The sequence below is a fragment of the Mesorhizobium sp. 1M-11 genome, from assembly GCF_001303895.1.
In the GTDB taxonomy this organism is placed as follows: Bacteria; Pseudomonadota; Alphaproteobacteria; order Rhizobiales; family Rhizobiaceae; genus Mesorhizobium.
In genome coordinates this window covers 201,762-220,149 of record NZ_LJSD01000037.1, presented here as the reverse complement: position 1 = coordinate 220,149, position 18,388 = coordinate 201,762, and the positions used below count along the sequence as shown (strand labels likewise).

The window sequence follows — 18,388 nt, the reverse complement described above, 5'->3', positions numbered from 1 at the left end:
GCAGGGCATCGCTTTGCTTTTCCTGACCGAACCGACGCGCGACACTCCAAACATTCGATGCAATCGCGCGGAGGCGAGGATCGCGATGACTTTCCGTTTCAAGGATGTTTTCGACAACACGCAAAGCGCTCTCGGCGCCGATGCCAGTCAAGCGACCGTGACCTTCCAGGCACGTTCACAGCTCGCCGACGGGTTCCGCTCGAACGTGGCGATCCGTCAGTTCAGCGTTGGCGTCGACGAGCCGCCGGCGCTCGCCGGCCAGGATACGGCGCCGAACCCCGTCGAATATATTCTGGCGGCGCTCGGGTCATGCCAGGAGATCACATATCGACTTTATGCCGACGCGCTCGGCATCCCGCTCAAAAACGTATCGGTGCAGTTGAGCGGGGACATCGACCTGCGCGGCTTCTTCAACGTCGACCCGCAGGTTCGACCGGGCTATCAACGCATCAATGCCGAAGTTTTCATCGACAGCCCGGCGCCAGCGGTCGATATCGCCCGGCTCAAGGAAACTGTCGACCGGCATTGCCCGGTGCTCGACATCCTGCGCAACCCGACACCTGTCGAGCTTCAGCTCACCACAAGGGTGCGGCAGGTGGCGGCGGAATAGAGCGCCTAAACTCAGCCAGCGAACCACCCGGCCTTAGTCCAGTTTGAAACTTTGTCAGGGTCGAACCGTCAGGTTCGGCCCTTTGTCATGCCCTCGCGCGCATGCGTCCCTGTCAGGATGCTCGCGTGCCTGCGCATGGCTGTCATGCAAATTTGCCCGATCACGTCTTTGGTGATCCGCTTGAATAGTAAGCATGCTCATTATATATCGCGCTCATGACTTCGAACACGGAACATACACTTGGCTTCCTGGTCCACACGGTGGGCCGGCTGTTGCGCAAGCGGCTGGAGCAGATGGCGATCGATACGCACCTTTCTGCCGCTCAGTGGCGGCTGCTGTTCTGGGTCGCGAAGGAAGAAGGCACAACCCAGGCCCGTATCGCCGAGTTTCTGGAAATCGAGCCGATCAGTGTTTCTCGCATGCTCGATCGCATGGAGCAGGGCGGCTGGGTCGAACGCCGGACCGACGTCAACGATCGCCGCGTGCGCGCGATCTTTCTGACCGATCTGGGGCGGGAAGCCTTCGTCTATGTGAAGAGCTTTGTCGGCGAGGTTACCGAAGAGGCGTTCGCCGGCATATCGAAGGCCGACCAGAAGATAATCATGCAGGGGCTCGAGAGGGTCATCGAGAACTTGAACAGCAACATAACGTCCTCCCAGGGCGTTGAAGACGGCACCGACGCCAAGACCTTAGAAAGTGCACACCAATGAACGCTGTGTCCAAGATCGATGAGAAAGACGCCGCCAAGCTCGAGATGGAGCAGCCGACGCCAGCTACCCAACCGGCCGTTGCAACGCCGCCTCCCGTAGAGACGCTGGCGGTTCCGCAGAAGAAAAAGTCGCGCGGCTTGCGCTTTATCCTGATGGTTTCTGTGCCGCTCATCCTCGTAGCTGCCGGCGGCTATTATTATGTGACCGGCGGCCGTTACGAAGAGACCGAAAACGCCAATCTGCAGCAGGCGACACTTTCGATCGCGGCCAATGTTCCCGGCCGCATCGTCGAAGTGAACGTTGCCGACAACAAGCCGGTGAAGAAGGGGGACGTCCTGTTCGCCGTGGATCCCGAGCCTTACAAGATCGCTCTGGCGCAGGCCGATGCCGCCGTCGCCAATGCGCGGCTTGGTGTCGAGCAGTTGCGCTCCGCCTACAGGCAGGCCCAGGCCAAGGAACTGTCGGCTTCGAGCGAAGTCACCTATGCGCAGTCGCAGTATGACCGTGCCGTTGACCTGGTGAAGAAGGGCATCAACCCGCAATCCACGCTCGATCAGACCCGCAATGACCTCGACAAGGCCAAGCAGGACCTCTCCGTCGCCGTGCAGGGCATCGATAGCGCCAAGGCTGCTCTTGATGGCAATCCCGACATCGTCACCGACCAGCATCCAACCGTGTTGGCGGCGCTTGCCGCGCGCGACAAAGCCGCGTTCGATCTTTCTCAGGCGACCGTGAGAGCGCCCGACGATGGTGTCGCCTATAAGGCCGCGTCCTTCCGTGTCGGCCAGTATGTCAGCGTCGGCACGCCGCTGTTCGCGCTGGTCGAGACCGGCGACACATGGATCGATGCCAACTTCAAGGAAACGCAGCTGACGCGCATGAAACCGGGCCAGAAGGCCGAGGTCGTGCTCGATACCTATCCGGACAAGACCTTCGAGGCGACTGTCGAGGCAATCGGTGCCGGCACGGGTGCGCAGTTCTCATTGCTGCCGGCCCAGAACGCCACCGGCAACTGGGTCAAGGTCACACAGCGCATTCCGGTGCGGCTGCAGCTCGACAATGCGGATGCCGACTTGGCTCTGCGCGCCGGCATGAGCGCTTCCGTCACCGTGGACACCGGCGTTTCGCGAGGTTTCGGCGGCCTGTTCGGCAACGCCTTTGCGGGCGAGGCCAAATAAGCCGGCTCCGTTGAGCCGGAGTGCGATTTGACGAAGCAGATCAGTTGCCGGCGGGCTCGCCTGGCGGGTGATGTCGGTTGAGACGGTGCAAACGCGCCGTTCAGCCGAACCACCTCCCTTCACGACCCGCAAAGAGTTTCCGGGCGGCAGGCGCCGAGATGTGGGCGCCGACCGTTGAACCCCCAAACGGCTGGTATCTTCCCGAATTGGGTCGCCTGCCGCCCGGAAAGCCAACAAGACGGCCGATCATTCCGTATTGGACGATATTGCCATGAGCGCAGATCAAAGCTTTCGCGAAGTCCCGAACCGCGGGCTGGCCACCGTTGCCATCATGGCCGCGACGGTGATGCAGGTGCTCGACACCACAATCGCCAATGTCGCGCTGCCTTCCATGTCGGGCGATCTCGGCGCTTCGCCCGATACCATCAACTGGGTACTGACCTCCTATATCGTCGCCGCGGCCATCGTCACGCCGATGACCGGCTGGCTATCGGACAAGTTCGGACGCAAGGAGCTCTTCCTTGGCTCGGTCGTCGGCTTTGTCGCCTTTTCGCTTTTGTGCGGACTCGCCTGGAGCCTGGAGACGATGGTGCTGTTCCGCCTCATGCAAGGCGTATTCGGCGCGTCCATCGTGCCACTGTCGCAGCTCTTCCTGATGGATATCAATCCCAAGGAACGGCGCGGGCAGGCGATGGCGATCTGGGGCGCCGGCATCATGGTGGGCCCAGTGGTTGGGCCGACTTTGGGTGGCTGGCTGACCGACAGTTATAACTGGCGCTGGGTGTTCCTGATCAACCTTCCGGTCGGCATCGTAGCCTTCCTCGGCATGGCTGCCTTCCTGCCCAGCATTCCGAAGCGCCTGCGCGGTTTCGATTTCTTCGGCTTCGCTATGCTGTCGCTCGGCGTTGGCGCGCTGCAACTGATGCTTGATCGCGGCCCCGACGCCGACTGGTTCTCTTCGACCGAAATCTGGATCGAGACGGGCCTCGCGTTGATCGGGTTCTGGGTGTTCATCGTCCATACAGTCACCGCAGAGCGGCCATTCATCGACGCCAAGATCTTCCTCGACCGCAATTTCGCGGCTTCGCTGGTGTTCATCTTCATCATCGGCGTGATCCTGCTTGCCGGCATGGCACTGCTGCCGCCGATGCTGTCGGCCATCTTCGGTTATCCGACGGTGACTACGGGCATGGTCATGGCGCCACGCGGGGTCGGCACGATGATCTCGATGCTGGCGGTCGGCCGGCTGATGAAGATGATCGACCCAAAGAAGCTGATCTTTGTCGGCATGCTGCTCACCGCCTATTCATTCTACATGATGTCCGCCTTCACGCCGCAGATGGACGCCTGGCCGATCGTGACGTCTGGCATCGTTCAGGGCCTGGGGCTCGGTCTGGTGTTCGTACCGATCTCCACCATGGCGTTTTCGACGCTCAATCCGGGCAACCTGCCGGACGCGACATCGCTGTTCACGCTGGTGCGCAACATCGGTTCGTCGATCGGCATCTCGGCTTTCACGGCGGTACTGACGCAGAATACGCAGATCAACCACATCGAACTGTCGGCGTTCATCAATCCGTTCAACCCGAACCTGTGGCTCGCCAATCCTTCGGCCGCGCTGGGCGACCGTACCGCGCTCTCTCAGGTCGACGGCCTCGTCAACATCCAGGCGCAGATGATCTCCTACGTCTCCGACTTCAAGCTGATGGCGATCGTCACGGCATGCGCCATCCCGCTGCTTCTGCTGCTGAGATCGCCGAAGCAGGCGCCGGCGGGCGGCGCGCCGGCGGTGCATATGGAGTGAGTAGCGAGATGGAGAGTAGCGAATAGTGAGTGGGGCGAGTTTTGCGCTCTAACCACTATTCGCTACTCTCTAATCACCATTCGCTCGTCATTTCCCCATCACCAGCGCCCAATAGCGCCAATCCGGCCGCTTGCCGTCCGTGACGTAGGCAAGGCCGAAGCGTGTGAATCGCGGATCGAGCATGTTGCGGCGGTGCGGCGGCGAATTCATCCACATGTCGAACAGGCGGGTGAGATCCATGCGGCCTTGCGCGATGTTCTCAGCGGCCGCCCCTTCGATGCCGTTGTCGGACACGCGCGAGGAGAAATCCTTGCCCCAGCCGGTTGTATGTTCCATGCGCCCGGCGCCAGCCATGTAGCGCGCTTGCTGAAGGGCTGCGCGTTCCAGCTGCGAGTCCGCCGTCATGGCCGACAAGCCTGCGCTGGAGCGGATCTTCCCAACCAGTCCGGAAGCAGCCGATGATGCGCCACCGCCTTCACCGGTTGTCCGCATAGTGCCGCAGCCTGCGAGCGCAACGAGCACCCCGCCACCGGCGAGCGCGAAGAAGGCACGGCGGTGGAGCTGGGGAGCGGAAGTAACGGACGGCGAAAGGTCGGATAAGGACGGCATTCAGCTTCCCATAAGAGTGATCATGGCTTTTAGCGGGCAGAGTGTGTTGTGGCTCAACAATCTGTGATGGCGGGGGTGCGACAATTTGGCAGAAAACTGCTAGTCTCCAAACGTTCATTGAGTGGCAGCCACGGGTGGCCATCTGGGTCTTCTTGACCAGGCGATGACCGCCCTCCAACCCCACGGGAGGAAGGTAATGGCCGGTTTTCACGTCATGGCTGGCGCGCACGGGCTCGAAATGCCGACAGTGCGTCGTATCACCATCTCGGATCTTTTCGATGCATTGAAGCGCGGCGCCGAGGATTTCTGGGCCAAGCCGTCGCATTATGTCTTTCTCGGCCTGATCTATCCGATCGTCGGCCTGATCCTGACGCAATGGTCGTCCGGCTCGAACGCCATCCAGCTCGTCTATCCGCTGATGACCGGCTTTGCGCTGGTCGGCCCGTTCGCGGCGATCGGCCTTTATGAGATGTCGCGGCGGCTTGAACGCGGCATGGATACCTCCTGGAAGCGCGCTCTGGATGTGCGCTATTCACCGGCACTGCCGTCGATCGCGGTCATCGGCATCATGCTGATGGCGGTCTTCCTGCTCTGGCTGTTCACCGCGCAATCCATCTACACGGCTTATTTCGGCGAGCAGCCGCCGGCCTCGATGGGAACCTTCGTGCGGGACGTGCTGACCACCGGGCAGGGTTTGGGGTTGATCCTATGGGGCAATGCCATCGGCTTCCTTTTCGCGCTGGTGGTGCTGGCCACGACGGTCATTGCTTTCCCGCTGCTGCTCGACCGCGATGTCGGCGTGGTCTCGGCCATCGATACCTCGGTGCGCGCGGTTGTCATGAACCCGGTGCCGATGCTGGCATGGGGCCTGATCGTGGCCGTGCTTCTGGTGATCGGCTCGATCCCGCTCTTTGCCGGCCTTGCCATCGTCATGCCGATCCTTGGCCATGCCACCTGGCACCTCTACCGCAAGGTGGTGGAGCCGGAGCCCAGAGCCGACCGGCGGCCCATGTAGCTAACGGATTCGAGTTGGAAAAATCAGCGCTGGCTTTCGGTCGCCATCCGAACAGCCAGCGCAGCCAGCACCGTTCCCATCAGCCAGCGTTGGACAAGCATCCATAACGGACGCCCAGCCAGGAACACCGCGATCGAGCCGGCTGTGATGGCAATGATGGCGTTGACCGATAGGCTGATCGTGATCTGAGTTACGCCCAGCACCAGAAGCTGCGACAACACCTGGCCTTTTTCCGGGTCGATGAACTGCGGCAGCAGCGACAGATAGAGCACTGCGACCTTCGGGTTCAAAAGGTTGGTCATCAACCCCATCATGAACAGCTTGCGCGGCCGGTCGCGTGGCAGTTCGCGCACCTGGAAAGGCGAGCGTCCGCCGGGCCTCAGTGCCTGCCAGGCGAGATAGAGGAGGTAGAGAGCACCGGCCAGCCGCAAGGCGTCGTAGGCATAAGGCACGGCAAGCAGCAGCGCGGTGATGCCGAAAGCAGCGGAGAATACATAGAACAGGAAGCCAATGGCGACGCCGCCGAGCGAGATCAACCCGGCCTTTGGCCCCTGAGAAAGTGAGCGCGAGATCAGGTAGATCATATTCGGGCCAGGCGTCAGCACCATGCCGAGGCAGATCAACGCAAAAGCGATATGATTGGCTGTATCGGGCACGGCTGTCCCCCAGAGAAAAGCGCCAACCCGGTGGCGTTGGCGGAAACTGCACCTTTGCCGTGTGTTCCGCAAGGGCGTGTCCCGTCGGTTGATTGCGCCAGCTCAGGCTCCTCCTTATGGCCACTGCCCGGTTCGGGCAAAAGCTGGTGACAGGCGGGAAGGCTTCGGCTAATCCGGGGCCGTCCTGGCAGTGTTTGGAACTTCAAGCGCCAACGGCCGGAGAACCCAACCGCAGTCTTTTCCCTGGGATGCCATGACGGACCTTTTTGAGACGATCGAGACATTGACCGCCGTGTCGGGCCGTTATGATGTGCTTCTGTGCGACGTCTGGGGTGTGGTTCACAATGGCGAGACGCATTTTCCGGCCGCCGCCGCTGCATTGGCTGAAGCGCGCAAGGCCGGCATTGCTGTCGTGCTGATCACCAATTCGCCGCGCCGCAGCGCCGATGTGATTGCGCAGATGCATCTGATCGGCGTGCCGGATGGCAGCTTCGACCGTATTGTCAGCTCCGGCGACGTCACGCGCGACCTGATCGCGGATGGACCCCGCAAGGTGTTCCATCTCGGCCCCGACCGCGACATGAACATCTATGATGGGCTGGATGTGGAAATCTCTGAAGAGTTCGAGGCGCAGGTCGTCGTCTGTACCGGCCTGTTCGACGACGAGGCCGAGACGCCTGAAGATTATGCAGAGATGCTCACCAGGCTGCGTGCCCGCAATCTGCCGTTCATCTGCGCAAACCCCGACATTATCGTTGAACGCGGCGAAAGATTGATCTGGTGCGCCGGCGCGCTTGCCCGCGACTACGCGCAGCTTGGTGGCCGCACACTGATCGCAGGCAAGCCGCACGCACCGATTTATGCGGCGGCGATGAAGGCAGCGGCGGAAGTGCTTGGCCGCGACATCCCCCGCAGCCGCGCACTCACCATCGGCGACGGCATGATGACGGATGTGAAGGGGGGCGCCGACAACGGTTTCGACGTGCTCTACATTTCCGGCGGCATTCATGCCCGGGATTATGGCGATCCGCTGCAGCCCGACCCGGCAAGGCTCGCAGCCTTCCTCGAAAAGCACGGCTACCGGCCGGTTGCCGTCATGCCCCGGCTGAAATAAGGAAGCCGGTATGGACAAGCCGTTCGAGCGCATTCCGGGCGACACAGTGCTGCCGTCGAAGCTGCGCGGCGGCGTGGTGGCGATCGGCAATTTTGACGGCGTGCATCGTGGCCATCAGGCTGTGCTGGAGCGGGCGCTCGACGAGGCGCGTCAGCGCGGCGTGCCAGCGCTGGTGTTAACCTTCGAACCACATCCGCGGACCGTCTTTCGACCGGATGTACCGCTCTTCGTGCTGACGCCGCCGCCGGTGAAAGCCAGGCTTCTGTCCGATTTCGGTTTCGATGCGGTGATCGAGCAGGAATTCACGCACGAATTCTCGCAACGTTCGGCGGAGTCCTTCATCACTGACATCCTGGAACGCGATCTCGGCATTTCCTGTGTCGTTACCGGCTTCGACTTCCATTTCGGCAAGGATCGGCAGGGTGGCCCCGCTTTTCTCGCCGAGGCCGGCAAGCGCCATGGCTTCGGCGTCGTGCGGGTCGAAGCTTTCTGTGACGAGGGCACCGAGGTCATCTCCTCCAGCCGCGTCCGCACGCTGCTCACAGAAGGCAATCCGGAAGAAGCGGCTGGCCTGCTCGGCTACCGCTTCACGGTCGAAAGCGAGGTGATCGGCGGGCAGCAGCTCGGCCGCACGCTCGGCTTCCCGACGGCGAACATGAAGCTTTCGCCGCAAACAACTTTGAAGGAAGGCATTTATGCCGTCCGTTTCCGCCGGCAGAATGGTTCGATCCATGACGGCGTGGCAAGTTTCGGCCGCCGCCCGACGGTAGACGACAATGGCGCGCCGCTGCTCGAAACCTTCCTGTTCGATTTCTCGGACAGTCTCTACGGGGAAACCTGCGAGGTTTCGTTTTTCGCCTACCTGCGCGGCGAGGTGAAGTTCGAAGGTCTCGATCCGCTCATTGTCCAGATGAAGCGTGACGAGGCAGAGGCGAGGGCGCTTTTGGCCGGTATCAGGCCGCTGTCCGCCCTCGACGCGAAGATCGCGTTCTAGAGCGCCGCGCGTCCTTTCGGACGCGCAAAGGACGCTCTAACACTTTTGAGCTGCGCATCGTGCTTTCCGAAAATCGATTCCGATTTTCGGGCCGATGCATTAGAGCGCCGCGCGTCCTTTCGGACGCGCAAAGGACGCTCTAACACTTTTGAGCTGCGCATCGTGCTTTCCGAAAATCGATTCCGATTTTCGGGCCGATGCGTCAGGCCCGGCTGTTCTTCAAACCCAGACCGAAGGCAATGTAGGTCCAGCCTTGAAAAACCAGGTCAATGGCCAGGAACAGGCCTAGCACCCACAGGCTGTTGACTGGCCATTGCAGGGCGATCAGCAGGCCCGCGAGCGCAGTGATGACGCCGCCAGCGATGATCCAGCCAGAGCCCTTCTCAGCACGGTGCTGGTAGCCGATCGAAGCGCGGATCAGGCCTGCGGCCACCAGCGCAATGGCCAGCAGCAGAGTGAACACCGTCGAGGCGAGCAGTGGATTGTAGAAGGCGAAGAAGCCGGCCACCGCATAGAGCAGGCCGCTGAGCAGCCAGTAGAAAAAGCGCCCCCAGGTCTTCACGCCGAAGGCATGGATGATTTCGATGGCGCCGGCCATCAACATCAGCCAGCCCACGAAGTAGACCGAGGCGACCGTGGCGATGAACAGATTGCCGAAAGCGATGCCACCAAAGATCAGCAGCAAGACGCCGAGCGCCACGAACCATCCCCATTTGGAACGGGCCTCGCCGATTACATTCTTCAGTTCGTCCGTGGGCAGGGTCATGGCCATCCTCTCCAAGGTTGCGCCTGTCACAAGGGGGACGATAACGCCGTGCCAATATGACGTCCAGTGACGGAGCCGAAACCGAATGTGTTTGAAAATCGGGGATTTAAATCAAATTTTACCAAGCTGCCCTCATAGACAATTCAACGGTGAGTTGTGCATGGTGTTGTGATGAGTCCTGCAAAGTCCCTTCCGGTGGCGATTGCCGCTGCTGTTCTCTTTGCGCCGGCCGGTGCGCGTGCCGAAGGTGATTTCTTCGGCTGGATACGCGGCGACTGGTATCTTGAGGTCGGTGTCACCGGACTGGTCGCCCCGAACTTCGAAGGCGGCAAGAAATATCTGCTTGGCGCCGAGCCGATCATCTCTCTTGGCAAGGCCGGTGGCGACACGCGCTTTTCCTCGCGCAACGACAATATTTCGCTCGGCCTCTACGACAACGGCAATTTCCGCGCCGGCCTGAACGGCAAGCTCCTGCTACGGCGCGACAGCGATACGCAAGGGCTGGAGGGGCTGGACCCGGTGCGGTGGGGCGGGGAAGTCGGCGGGTTCGCCGAATTCTATCCACTGGATTGGCTGCGTGTGCGTGGCGAGGTCCGGCAAGGATTCCGCGCGCATCACGGCGTCGTCGCGGATTTCGCTGCCGATGCGTTCTATGACGTTACACCCGAAGTGCGTATTTCCGGCGGTCCGCGCATGTCCTTTGCTTCGGCCAGCTACTTCGATGCCTATTACGGCGTCAACGCCGCCGAATCCGCAGCCACCGGCCTTGCCGAATACAAGCCGGGTGGTGGCCTGAAATCGGTCGGCGTCGGCGGTGCCGTTACCTGGAAAGTGACCGATCCTATCACGGCCAGCTTGTTCGGCGAGTACAGCCGTCTGACCGGTCCAGCTGCCGATTCCAGCCTGGTCAGGCAGAACGGCTCGAAAGACCAGTTCACCTTCGGCATTTCGACCAGCTATCGCTTCGACTTCAAGCTCTAGACGCACGCCGTTCGGGCGAGGACGGCCAGCAGATAACGGCTTTCTGCGCTTCCGGTACTCACGTACTTGGACGTACGCTCCGCTCCGGTTCTTGCCCCCGATTTTTCGGCTCGTCCCGGCCCGAATTGCGCCGCATCGGCAAACGTCGTGACACTTGCTGTAGGGAAGCGCTTTATTCCTGCCGGCTTATCCGCTAAAAGCGCGGCCATGACAGCTTTCTCGCGCCTTCGCGGCATCGCGATACGAATTAGTGGCCCGGTGTTCCGGACGGCCTGAGGTCGTCGGAGCCGCCGGGACTTTTGCGCGGGCTCTCGCGCTTTTTCCAGAACATGTTTACGCAACTCCGGACGGAAAACCGCTACACACTTTTCCTGGAATTGCTTTAGTTCAACGCCCGAGGCTCGCGCCGCCGGGCAACGCATATGGCAGATCGATGAACGACAAAGCTGAAACCCTCGACTATTCGAAAACCCTTTATTTGCCGCAGACGGAATTCCCTATGCGCGCCGGCTTGCCGGAAAAAGAACCGGTGCTGGTCAAGCGCTGGCAGGATATGGACCTCTACAAACGCCTGCGCGAAACCGCCGCTGGCCGTCCAAAATATGTCCTGCATGATGGCCCACCCTATGCCAACGGCAACATCCATATCGGGCATGCGCTGAACAAGATCCTGAAGGACATCATCGTCCGCTCGTTCCAGATGCGCGGTTTCGATTCCAATTACGTGCCGGGCTGGGACTGCCACGGCCTGCCGATCGAGTGGAAGATCGAGGAAGAGAACTACCGTTCGAAAGGCAAGTCCAAGCCGGATCTCACGCAGCCCGCAGCCATGGTGGCATTCCGCCAGGAATGTCGCGCTTATGCGGAAAAGTGGATCAAGGTGCAGGGCGACGAGTTCCAGCGCCTCGGTGTCGTCGGCGATTTCAAAAACCCGTACACGACCATGGCCTACCATGCGGAAGCCCGCATCGCCGGCGAACTGCTGAAATTCGCGACGAGCGACCAGCTCTATCGTGGCTCCAAGCCGGTGATGTGGTCGGTTGTGGAACGCACCGCACTGGCCGAAGCCGAGATCGAATACCAGGACTATGAGAGCGACACGATCTGGGTGAAGTTCCCGGTCAACGGTGCGGCCGGCGAGTTTGCCGGGGCACATGTCGTCATCTGGACAACCACGCCCTGGACGATCCCCGGCAACCGCGCGGTCGCCTATTCGCCGCGCGTTACCTACGGTCTCTACGAAGTTACGGCGGCTGAGAACGACTTTGGTCCGCAACCGGGTGAGAGGCTCATCTTTGCCGACGCGCTTGCCGAGGATTCGTCTGCAAAGGCGAAGGTGACCATGAAGCGTCTTCGCAACGTCTCAGCGGAAGAGCTTGGTAGCTTTACAGTTTCTCATCCCCTGAAGGGCCTCGGTGGCGGCTACGACTTCGTCGTGCCGATGGTCGCCGGCGACCATGTCACCGACGATGCCGGTACCGGGTTCGTGCACACTGCGCCCAGCCACGGCCGCGAAGACTTCGAGGCCTGGATGGATGCGGCGCCGGAACTGCGCAAGCAAGGCATCGACGTTGCGATCCCGTTTCCGGTCGACGATGCAGGCTTCTACACCAAGGACGCGCCGGGTTTCGGTCCGGATCGCGAGGGCGGCGCTGCACGCGTCATCGACGACAACGGCAAGAAGGGCGATGCCAACAAGGCCGTCATCGAGGCGCTGATCGCGGTGAATGCGCTGTTCGCACGCGGGCGGCTGAAGCACCAGTATCCGCACTCGTGGCGTTCGAAGAAGCCGATCATCTTTCGCAACACGCCGCAGTGGTTCGTCTATATGGACAAGGAACTCGGCGACGGCACCACGTTGCGCAACCGTGCGCTCGCCGCGATCGACGCCACGCGCTTCGTGCCGGCTGCCGGCCAGACGCGCCTGCGCTCGATGATCGAGGAGCGCCCCGACTGGGTGCTGTCGCGCCAGCGTGCCTGGGGCGTGCCGATCGCCGTCTTCGCCGACGTCGACGGCAATGTGCTGAAGGACGAGGCGGTCAACGCCCGCATCGTCGATGCCTTCGAAAAGGAAGGGGCGGATGCCTGGTTCGCCGAGGGCGCGCGCGAGCGTTTCCTGGGGTCGCGTGCCAACGAGCCGTGGACGCAGGTCATGGACATCCTCGACGTCTGGTTCGATTCCGGCTCGACCCACACTTTCACGCTGGAGGATCGTCCCGATCTGAAATGGCCGGCCGATGTCTATCTCGAAGGGTCCGACCAGCATCGCGGCTGGTTCCATTCCTCGTTGCTGGAAAGCTGCGGCACCAGGGGCAGGGCACCCTATGACGCGGTCGTTACCCATGGCTTCACCATGGATGAGGAAGGCCGCAAGATGTCGAAGTCGCTCGGCAACACCGTGGTGCCGCAAGACGTCATCAAACAGTCGGGCGCGGATATCCTGCGACTGTGGGTGGCAACGACCGACTATTGGGAAGACCAGCGGCTCGGCAAGACCATCCTGCAGACCAACATCGACGCCTACCGCAAGCTGCGCAACACCATCCGCTGGATGCTGGGAACGCTGGCCCATGACGATGGTGCCGAAGTGGCGCTCGCCGAAATGCCTGAGCTGGAGCGGCTGATGCTGCACCGACTGGCCGAGCTCGACGAGCTGGTGCGTTCGGGCTTCGATGCCTTCGAGTTCAAGCGTATCACGCGTGCGCTGCTCGATTTCATGGTCGTCGAACTGTCGGCTTTCTATTTCGACATCCGCAAGGATGCGCTCTACTGCGACGCGCCTTCCAGCGTGAAGCGCAAGGCGTCCGTGCAGGTGGTGCGCCATCTGTTCGACTGCCTGGTGAAGTGGCTGGCGCCGCTTTTGCCGTTCACCACGGAAGAGGCCTGGCTGGATCGCAACCCGCAGGCCGAATCGCTGCATCTCGAACAGATGCCAATTGTGCCTTCCGCTTGGCGCAATGATGCGCTGGCGGAGAAATGGCGCAAGGTGCGCCAGGTCCGCAGCGTTGTTACCGGTGCTCTGGAACTCGAGCGCGCCAAGAAGACCATCGGCTCTTCGCTCGAGGCGGTGCCGATCGTTTACCTCAACGATGCCAGCCTGGAAGCAGCGCTTGCCGGGATCGATCTCGCCGAGATCAGCATCACCTCGGACCTCGTCATCTCGCATGATGCGGCACCTGCGGATGCCTTTGCGCTGCGCGAAGTTCCCGGTGTCGCCGTCGTCATCGCGAAGGCGGAAGATCGCGGCCTCGTCAAATGCGCGCGCTCGTGGCGCTACACCGCCGATGTCGGCTTGGATGCAGCCTATCCGGACGTCTCGGCGCGCGATGCGGCAGCCTTGCATGAACTGCAGGCGTTCGGCCGTCTCTAGGTCTTTTCAGCTTATGCAGCGCCGGCGCCAGTGTGGTGGCCGGCGTTGCCCTTAACCGGGTGTTGAGGTAAAGACCCCACATTCCGACGAAGAACAATGACAAACTATCGCCGGATTCCCGTTGAATGAGCGCATGATGTTTCATTTCCGGGCCACCGGGGCTGGCCAGAGGTCGAGAGTGATAAAATTCAGCATGACCGAAAGACACCACGCGCGTGCGTTGGTTCTCGTGCCGCTCATGGCGTCCGGACTCGCGCTGGCTGGCTGTGTGGGTTCACCGACCTATGGCACGGGGACGCCAGCGGGTGAACAACTGCTCGGCGACGTTTCAAATGCGATTTCGCTGCGTCCTCAAAAGCGTGACGCCATCGACTACAAGCCACGCGCAACGCTGGTGAAGCCGAAGGCTGGCACGAGGGAAGCGCTGCCGGCGCCGCAGGATTCGATCACGCAGACTGCGAGCGGCGAGTGGCCGGAATCGCCGGAACAGCGCCGCGCGCGCCTGCGCGCCGAGGCGACTGCCAACGAAAACAACCCCAACTACGAGCCCGGCATTCTGGCCGACGACGTGCAGACCGACCCGGTCGCCGTGCGCAGGGCAATGGCCGAATCGGGTTCGAGCCATCCGCCGCCCCCGGACAGCGGCCAAGCCGTTGCCCGCCGCGCCGAAGTGGCAAAGCGTGTCGCCGAAAGCCAACAGAGCACACCGACGACTCGCAGGTACCTCACCGATCCGCCGGCGGCTTATCGCACCGCGGCCGATACCGCGCCGCAGGGCGAGCTTGGCGAGGATGAATACAAGAAGGAACGGCGCCTGAAGAAGGAAGCCCAGGCCAAGAGCGGCAAGTCGGGCTGGTTCGACTGGTGGAACTAGGCTGCTGATAAGCCGTCACGATAACGCCGCTGGCCCTGTCAGCGGCGTTTTTTCGTTGGAGCGGTTGCTGTTTCGCGGAGCCATGAAACGCTCCAGATCCCTGTGCTTCCGGAAAGCCATACATTTTCCTGGAGCTGCTTTAGCGGCGATCCCGGAAGAAATCCTTGAGAATGGCGGAGGCCTCCGTCTCGGCAAACCCGGCATAGACATCCGGGACATGGTGGCAGGTGGGAGCAGCGAAGAAGCGCGGTCCGTTGACCACCGCGCCGCCTTTTTCGTCCGCGGCACCGAAATAAAGCCGCCGTAGTCTGGCGAACGAGATCGCGCCGGCGCACATCGCGCACGGTTCCAGTGTCACATAAAGGTCGTGGCCGGTCAGCCTTTCGCTGGCGAGTTTCTGGCTCGCTTCACGGATCGCGAGCATTTCTGCGTGCGCGGTCGGGTCAGACAGTTCCCGTGTGCGGTTGCCTGCGGCGGCGACAATTGTGCCGCCATGGACGATGACCGCGCCGACTGGCACCTCGCCGCGCGCAGCGGCGGCTTCAGCTTCCTTCAGCGCGGCTGCCATGAAATCCGGTCGTTTCACGCGATTTCTGCTCCTTAGCGCATCGGCCCCCAAAAATCGGAATCGATTTCGGAAGCACGCTGCGCAGCTTCAAAAGTGTTAGAGCGTCCTTCGCGCGTCCGAATGGACGCATGGCGCTCCAATGGGCTTAGAATAGTCCTCGCCACCCGGCAGCGATCCTGTTATCTAGCGCGCGACTTCGAAAACCGATATCGATTTTCGAACCGGATCATGCGCACAACAGCAGCGTCACAGCGTCCTGACGCGTCGTTTCCGACGCGCGGCGCCGTGACTGCGCAGAACATGATCCCGAAAAGGCAGACTTTTCGGACAAAGGTCATGCGGTAAAACAAAGAGATAGAGCAGACTGCCAACCGCATTCCGCTCTAGCGAGCAAGGCAAGATGGACGACAAAGACAACAAGCCGCCGCGGTCGCGCGGTTCCAAAACAGACGGCCCACGCAGCCGCGATTCCGGCAAAGGTGGAAAGCCTGGTTTCGGCAAGAAGCCGTCTGCCAAGCGTTTTGACGGCGACAAGGCAGCAGGCGAACGGCCCCGCGGCGACTTCAAGCCGGGCGGCGGCAAGCCGTGGCAGAAGCGCGAGGATGGCGGCAAGCGGCCTTTCGAGAGGGGTGCGCGCGGCGAAGGCAAGCCTTTCGTCAAACGGGACGGTCCCCGCAAACCCTACGCACCGCGCGAAGACCGCGCGGCTGAGGGCGAGCGGCCAAAGCGCGATTTCGGCGATCGTACCCGCAGTGTACGCTCCGAAGGTGAGTTCCGGCAGGACCGCAAGCCTTACGAGAAGCGGGAAGGCGGCGGTTCGTTCGGCAAGCGGCCTTTTGAGAAGGGGGCACGTGGCGAAGGCAAGCCTTTCGTCAAGCGCGACGGTCCACGCAAACCCTATACGCCACGCGAGGACCGTGCGGCGGATGCCGAGCGACCAAAGCGCGACTTTGGTGGCGGCCGTCCGCGCGGGCCGCGTCCCGAAGGCGGCTTTCGTCCTGATCGCAAGCCCTACGAGAAGCGGGAAGGTACGGGCAATCCGCGTCCCGGCCGTTTCGAGCGTGGCGAGCGTAAATTCGATGGCGGACGCCCTGAGCGCCGCTTCGACAATGAAAACGGCGAGCGCGGCGAGCGCCGTTTCGAGCGCCCGAAGCGCGAGTTCGATGGTGAGCGCAAGCCGTTCCAGAAGCGCGAAGGGGGTGCGCCGAAACGTCCCTTCGACAAGGGTCCGCGCCGCGAAGATGCCGCGCATTCCCGCGTTTCGGCTGAGGCCACCGAGGCTGGCGAGCGTATCGCCAAGCGGCTGGCCCGTGCGGGCATCGCTTCCCGGCGCGACGCCGAGGAGCTGATCGCTGCCGGTCGCGTCAAGGTCAACGGCAAGGTGTTGACCTCGCCGGCGTTCAACGTGGCGGCGAATGACGTCATCCATCTCGACAATACGGAAATTCCGCCGATCGAGCGTACGCGTCTGTTCCTGTTCCACAAGCCAGCCGGCGTGGTGACCACCAACCGCGATCCGGAAGGGCGCAAGACCGTTTTCGACGTGCTGCCAGCCGAATTGCCGCGGCTGATGACGATCGGCCGCCTCGATATCAACACCGAAGGCCTCCTGCTGCTGACCAATGACGGTGGGCTGTCGCGTGTGTTGGAACTGCCCGCGACCGGCTGGCTGCGCCGGTACCGGGTGCGTGTGCATGGCAAGGTCGAGGAACAGGCGCTGGCCGACCTCAGGGACGGTATCGCCGTCGACGGCGTTTTCTATGGTGCTATCGAAGCTTCTCTGGAGCGCACACAAGGCACCAATGCCTGGCTGACCATTGGCCTGCGCGAAGGCAAGAACCGAGAAGTCAAGAACATCCTCGGTGCACTCGGCCTTGAAGTGGCACGGCTGATCCGTATTTCCTACGGTCCCTTCCAGCTTGGCGAATTGCCCGAAGGTCATGTGCAGGAGATCAAGGGCCGTACGCTACGCGAACAGCTTGGCGAAACGCTGATCGAAGAAGCCGGCGCCAATTTCGACGCCGACATCACTACCCCCTTCTCAAACAAGCCGGTGCGCCGCACCGAGCGGCGCGAGGAAGATGCGCCGCGTGCGCGGCCGTTGCGCGATGGCGACCATCGTCCAGCGGGCGAGGGCGGCCTGATCAAGGCACGCAAGCGTCGCGAAGGCAGCCGTGACGAGGCGCTCGGAAAGCTTTCGACGAAGCCGGATCGTGGCGGTTTCGGCGACCGTGGCGGCTTTGGCAAGGGTGGTTCCGGCAAAGGTTTCGGTGAGCGTGGCCCGAAGAAGGGCGAGCGCGAGCAGCGGCCGATCGATCCGCCCGGTCAGCGCCGCGCCAATGTGTGGATGGCCCCTGGTGCGAGGCCGCAGGGCGCTAAGACGGAGCGACCGGAAAAGTCCGATACTGGCAAAGGTGGTCCGCGCGGCCGCTCCTTTGACAGCAAGGGCGCTTCGCCGCGCGGCAAGGGGCCAGGTAAAGGCCCAAGGTCGCGCTGATGCGGATTGTCGGTGGTGAATTTCGCGGGCGACCGTTGGCGACGCCGCGTGATCAGTCCATTCGCCCGACCACCGATCGCGCGCGGGAAGCCGTCTTCAACGTGCTGGCGCATCGTTTTGAGGAGAAGATCGAGGGCGCGCGCGTGCTCGACCTCTTCGCCGGCACCGGTGCGCTTGGCCTCGAGGCGCTGTCGCGTGGCGCTTCTTATGCGGTCTTCATTGAGGAATCGGCGGAAGGGCGCGGGCTTATCCGCTCCAATGTCGAGGCCTTCGATCTTACCGGCCGAACGAAGATCTTTCGCCGCGATGCCACGAAGCTTGGAGAGGCCGGTACCATAGCGCCATTTGGCCTGCTGTTCGCTGACCCACCCTATGGCAAGGGCTTGGGCGAACAGGCACTGCAATCCGCGCGCGCCGGCGGATGGCTGGTGCCGGGTGCGCTTTGCGTGGTTGAGGAATCGGCTGCGGTACCGTTCCAGCCAGGGGCGGGGTTTTCGGTGATCGACGAACGCAACTACGGCGAAACCGTCATTCGCTTCATCGAGGCGGCCTGACCTGGACCTTTTCGCGCAGCGGCCTGACTTCGGCCCATATTTGCGGCAAGACGGGCAGGAGTATGCAAGGAGAATCGGCGAAAGCGCA

General features: G+C 62.1%; 16 protein-coding genes. 12 read left to right on the top strand and 4 right to left on the bottom strand.

Features of this window, described 5'->3' with window-relative positions; translation table 11 throughout:
• Window positions 1-85: 85 nt before the first annotated feature.
• From AO692_RS16100 to AO692_RS16085, 4 genes are all read left to right on the top strand, one after another.
• Entirely contained in the window at window positions 86-610 is a 525-nt protein-coding gene (locus AO692_RS16100) for an OsmC family protein (protein WP_054311053.1), read from the top strand.
• A 272-nt stretch (window positions 611-882) separates the two neighbouring features.
• Window positions 883-1,320 carry a MarR family transcriptional regulator gene (locus AO692_RS16095; RefSeq protein WP_348271460.1) on the top strand — a complete coding sequence of 146 codons (438 nt, stop codon included), beginning with the start codon at window positions 883-885 and terminating at the stop codon, window positions 1,318-1,320.
• Window positions 1,317-2,498 (top strand): HlyD family secretion protein, encoded by a 1,182-nt coding sequence (locus AO692_RS16090; RefSeq protein ID WP_054311051.1) that lies wholly within the window; start codon window positions 1,317-1,319, stop codon window positions 2,496-2,498. Before AO692_RS16095 ends, AO692_RS16090 begins: the two co-directional genes overlap by 4 nt.
• Window positions 2,499-2,769: 271 nt before the next feature.
• Window positions 2,770-4,302 carry a DHA2 family efflux MFS transporter permease subunit gene (locus tag AO692_RS16085; RefSeq protein WP_054311226.1) on the top strand — a complete coding sequence of 511 codons (1,533 nt, stop codon included), beginning with the start codon at window positions 2,770-2,772 and terminating at the stop codon, window positions 4,300-4,302.
• Between the two features lie 87 nt (window positions 4,303-4,389).
• Here the strand turns inward: AO692_RS16085 and AO692_RS16080 are convergent, their stop codons facing one another.
• Window positions 4,390-4,794, bottom strand: coding sequence for a CAP domain-containing protein (locus AO692_RS16080; protein WP_244483379.1), 405 nt, complete (start codon window positions 4,792-4,794; stop codon window positions 4,390-4,392).
• A 313-nt stretch (window positions 4,795-5,107) separates the two neighbouring features.
• Here AO692_RS16080 and AO692_RS16075 point away from each other — a divergent pair, with 313 nt between their 5' ends.
• A complete protein-coding gene (locus AO692_RS16075; protein WP_054311049.1) occupies window positions 5,108-5,926 on the top strand; it encodes a DUF2189 domain-containing protein in 819 nt (272 codons plus the stop codon).
• Window positions 5,927-5,949: 23 nt separating this feature from the next.
• On the opposite strand, the gene AO692_RS16070 is transcribed toward AO692_RS16075, so the two are convergent.
• The gene (locus AO692_RS16070) at window positions 5,950-6,582 is read right to left on the bottom strand and encodes a LysE family translocator (RefSeq protein ID WP_054311048.1); all 633 of its coding nucleotides are present in this window, start codon (window positions 6,580-6,582) and stop codon (window positions 5,950-5,952) included.
• 253 nt (window positions 6,583-6,835) lie between these two features.
• Here AO692_RS16070 and AO692_RS16065 point away from each other — a divergent pair, with 253 nt between their 5' ends.
• Together AO692_RS16065 and AO692_RS16060 are read left to right on the top strand one after the other, a co-directional pair.
• A complete protein-coding gene (locus tag AO692_RS16065; RefSeq protein WP_054311047.1) occupies window positions 6,836-7,696 on the top strand; it encodes a TIGR01459 family HAD-type hydrolase in 861 nt (286 codons plus the stop codon).
• 10 nt (window positions 7,697-7,706) lie between these two features.
• A complete protein-coding gene (locus AO692_RS16060) occupies window positions 7,707-8,690 on the top strand; it encodes a bifunctional riboflavin kinase/FAD synthetase (protein ID WP_054311046.1) in 984 nt (327 codons plus the stop codon).
• Between the two features lie 202 nt (window positions 8,691-8,892).
• On the opposite strand, the gene AO692_RS16055 is transcribed toward AO692_RS16060, so the two are convergent.
• Complete coding sequence (locus AO692_RS16055) at window positions 8,893-9,456, bottom strand: HdeD family acid-resistance protein (RefSeq protein WP_054311225.1); 564 nt, start codon at window positions 9,454-9,456, stop codon at window positions 8,893-8,895.
• 171 nt (window positions 9,457-9,627) lie between these two features.
• Between AO692_RS16055 and AO692_RS16050 the strand changes: the two genes are divergently transcribed.
• The 3 genes from AO692_RS16050 to AO692_RS16040 all read left to right on the top strand — a co-directional run bounded on the left by AO692_RS16050 (window position 9,628) and on the right by AO692_RS16040 (window position 14,681).
• Window positions 9,628-10,437, top strand: coding sequence for a MipA/OmpV family protein (locus AO692_RS16050; RefSeq protein ID WP_054311045.1), 810 nt, complete (start codon window positions 9,628-9,630; stop codon window positions 10,435-10,437).
• 433 nt (window positions 10,438-10,870) lie between these two features.
• Window positions 10,871-13,807, top strand: a complete 2,937-nt coding sequence (gene ileS / locus AO692_RS16045) for an isoleucine--tRNA ligase (RefSeq protein ID WP_054311044.1) — start codon at window positions 10,871-10,873, stop codon at window positions 13,805-13,807.
• 193 nt (window positions 13,808-14,000) lie between these two features.
• Complete coding sequence (locus tag AO692_RS16040; protein WP_152979854.1) at window positions 14,001-14,681, top strand: hypothetical protein; 681 nt, start codon at window positions 14,001-14,003, stop codon at window positions 14,679-14,681.
• Between the two features lie 139 nt (window positions 14,682-14,820).
• Here AO692_RS16040 and AO692_RS16035 read toward each other — a convergent pair whose 3' ends face one another.
• Complete coding sequence (locus AO692_RS16035; RefSeq protein ID WP_054311042.1) at window positions 14,821-15,267, bottom strand: nucleoside deaminase; 447 nt, start codon at window positions 15,265-15,267, stop codon at window positions 14,821-14,823.
• A 382-nt stretch (window positions 15,268-15,649) separates the two neighbouring features.
• On the opposite strand from AO692_RS16035, the gene AO692_RS16030 reads away from it, so the two are divergent.
• Entirely contained in the window at window positions 15,650-17,746 is a 2,097-nt protein-coding gene (locus AO692_RS16030) for a pseudouridine synthase (RefSeq protein ID WP_054311041.1), read from the top strand.
• A complete protein-coding gene (gene rsmD / locus AO692_RS16025) occupies window positions 17,746-18,300 on the top strand; it encodes a 16S rRNA (guanine(966)-N(2))-methyltransferase RsmD (RefSeq protein ID WP_054311040.1) in 555 nt (184 codons plus the stop codon). Before AO692_RS16030 ends, rsmD begins: the two co-directional genes overlap by 1 nt.
• The last annotated feature ends 88 nt before the right edge of the window (window positions 18,301-18,388 follow it).